Annotated in this window: 4 protein-coding genes; 1 reads left to right on the top strand and 3 read right to left on the bottom strand. The window is 51.6% G+C overall.

All coding sequences use genetic code 11. The features are described from left to right. Positions 1 to 263 (top strand): FAD-binding protein (locus lacNas_RS03170; protein WP_201346579.1); only part of this gene is annotated, 263 nt, incomplete at its 5' end. Here lacNas_RS03170 and lacNas_RS03175 read toward each other — a convergent pair. From lacNas_RS03175 to lacNas_RS03185, 3 genes are all read right to left on the bottom strand, one after another. Next, positions 255 to 659 (bottom strand): hypothetical protein, encoded by a 405-nt coding sequence (locus tag lacNas_RS03175; RefSeq protein WP_201330951.1) that lies wholly within the window; start codon positions 657 to 659, stop codon positions 255 to 257. The two genes, lacNas_RS03170 and lacNas_RS03175, sit on opposite strands and share 9 nt — an antisense overlap. A 178-nt stretch (positions 660 to 837) precedes the next feature. Beyond that, a complete protein-coding gene (locus tag lacNas_RS03180; protein WP_244660674.1) occupies positions 838 to 1,653 on the bottom strand; it encodes an SDR family NAD(P)-dependent oxidoreductase in 816 nt (271 codons plus the stop codon). A 90-nt stretch (positions 1,654 to 1,743) separates the two neighbouring features. Next, a partial coding sequence (locus tag lacNas_RS03185) for a LysR family transcriptional regulator (protein ID WP_201346580.1) occupies positions 1,744 to 2,624 on the bottom strand: 881 nt, incomplete at its 5' end.

Genomic DNA, 2,624 nt, shown 5'->3' on the forward strand with positions numbered 1-2,624 from the left:
GGACGATGGGCCTTGCGCCATTTAGCGGACCGTTTTATGCCTACACCAACACGCCAGGCAACCTGGGCGCGATCGGCGGCTTGAAGATCAACGCGCAATGCAACGTGATTGACAACTTCGGGCAGCCGATTCCAGGCCTGTACGCGGCCGGGATGAATGCCGGCGGCTGGCTGGGTTCATACTACCCAGGCTCAGGCACGGCCGTATCTGGAGCCATCCACCAAGGACGCAGAGCGGCTAAGTCGATTCTGGGCTTAAGCTAAAAATTTATCAGAAACAGAAAATGCATCCCTAGTATGAAAGCTCATACTTAGGGATGCATTTTTTAGCTTAGTCAATTCCCAGCCATTTTCTGTGAATTCAATCAGCTTGTGCTCAAAGTTTTCCCGCTCTTCAACCGGGACTGCCAACATCGCCGCGTTGTTTTGCACAAAAACATGATTGGCTACCAGCTGCGCGGTCCGCTTGGTGCCGCCGCTGAGCCATTGCTCTCTGGCAATATGGTCAAACAAATAGAAGCCTTGTTTGATGGGATGCTCGATTTTCTTTGCCTGCCGCAAGACTTTTTCAATCTCGTCAAGCTTAGGCATCTCCGGCCGGTAATCCGTTCCCGGAATCTTTACCGGACCGCTTCTGATTTCACCTGGCTTTTCATACAAGCCTGCTTCCCCGATAATTCGGTTGTATTTTTTACCAGACCCAGATTATACCGCTTTTTATGCCCTAAACAAAAAACAGGGCACTAGCGGAAAAGCCAGCACCCTGTCGGCAGACATACTCATATATGTCTAAATGACGCGTTATTGAAAATGTGAAAATATATCTTAAAAGCTATTATTAGATAGCCAACGCACCGTCAACCTTGAAAATTGACCCAGTTACGTAGTCTGCCTGGTCGGAAGCCAGGTAAGCGGCCATGTTGGCAATGTCTTCCGGCTTGCCCATCCGCTTGACAGGAATGCCGTCGATAATGCTCTTCATGTGCGCTTCTGATTGTTCCGGCGTCAGTCCCGGCACGTTCCAAATGTTGGATTCAACCGCACCTGGAGCGATCGCGTTCACGCGCACGCCGTCTTCAGCCAGTTCAACAGCCCAAACCTTGGTGAAGTTTTCAATGGCTGCCTTGGCGCCAGTGTACATTGACAGGTTGACTGACGGGTGGGTAGCACCGATGCTGGACAGGTTGATGATGTTGCCCTTTGATTCCAAAAGCAGTGGCAAAGACTGAATGGTCATGTCAACCACTGCCTTGACATCAAGGTCAAATGCCCGGTTGTAGTCTTCCAGCTTCATTTCCTTGATGTTTTGAACTGGGCACCAGCCAGCGCAGTTTACCAAAATGTCCAGCCGGCCAAAGTGGTCCTTGGCGTAGGCGACAGTCTTGGCTACGTCATCAGTGTTGGTCATGTCCGCTACGACATAATGAATCTTGTCGCTAGCGGCAGCAGCTTCCTTCAAAGTTGCTTCATGCCGGCCGGTAATGACGACATCAACGCCTTCAGCCGCAAATCTTTCGGCAATTCCTCTGCCAATGCCGGAGCTGCCCCCGGTAACAATCGCTGCTTGACCCTTTAATTCATTGTACATGTTCTTTATTACCTCGAATTCTGCAACGTCAGCAAGGCGCCTTGCTCTAACCTTCTTGTCAAACATGCATGATTTTCTTTCTGCCCTTAATATACAAAAAAGAGACTTCCCGCAGAAGTCTCCCTTTGGAAAATGGCTTATACCTTTGAGTATAAACTAGTGAACTGATTTCAAGGCTGAGATCAGCTGGCTGACCTTTAAGTCCGGGCGTTTGGCATACAAGAGCCCGTAGGGCATCGTGAACTTCCAGTCTACTGGCAAAGTCTTCAGCAAGGGGTGTACCTGTTTCCAGCGCTCAACGGTTACCAGCAGCCGGCCGCTGTTGGCGCATTCGTTGAAAACGTCAATGCTGTATAACGGAAAATCGACAATCTTGATTTCGGGCTTCTCCCTTGTCAGCCAGTCCCGCAAACTGTCCATGCTCCGCATGCTTCCCGGAGCAATCATCATCAGCTCCCGCCCCTCTAAATCCGCTGTCGTCAGCGCCTTTTTCCGGCTCAGCGGGTCGTTTACCGACGCAGCCACGCACAAGGGTTCTTTTGACAATTCAATTGCGCTGCATTCCCGGTAGCTCAGCAGTTCATCGTCAAACAGCCCGGCCACGACATCGATGTTTTCCCCCAAGTGCTTGAGGATCATCCGCGCGTTCTCCGGCGTGTTTTCAAAAGGCACCATCTTGAACTTCAAGCCTGGCATGATCTTGGACAATTTCGGCCACAACTCGATCAGCACCTCCGCTGAAGTCACCGGTGAGGTGCCAATGCGGATGACCTTTGAGGCGCTGTCCATGGCGGCAACGGCCCGGGAAGCCACTTCATTGCTCATCCTGATCAAAGCCGGGGCGTCTCTTTTTAAAGACTCCCCTGCCTTGGTCAGCCGTAATCCCCGGTGCGTCCGCTCAAACAAGGCCACCCCCAGTCTGGCCTCCAGCAGGTCAATCTGCTTGATGACGGCAGACGGCGTGATATAGTTGGCCTCAGCCGCCTTGGAGAAGCTTCCGAGCTCAGCTGCCTGCAAAAAAATATCGAGATGCGGAT

The sequence above is a fragment of the Lactobacillus nasalidis genome, from assembly GCF_016587775.1.
GTDB classification, from domain to species: domain Bacteria; phylum Bacillota; class Bacilli; order Lactobacillales; family Lactobacillaceae; genus Lactobacillus; species Lactobacillus nasalidis.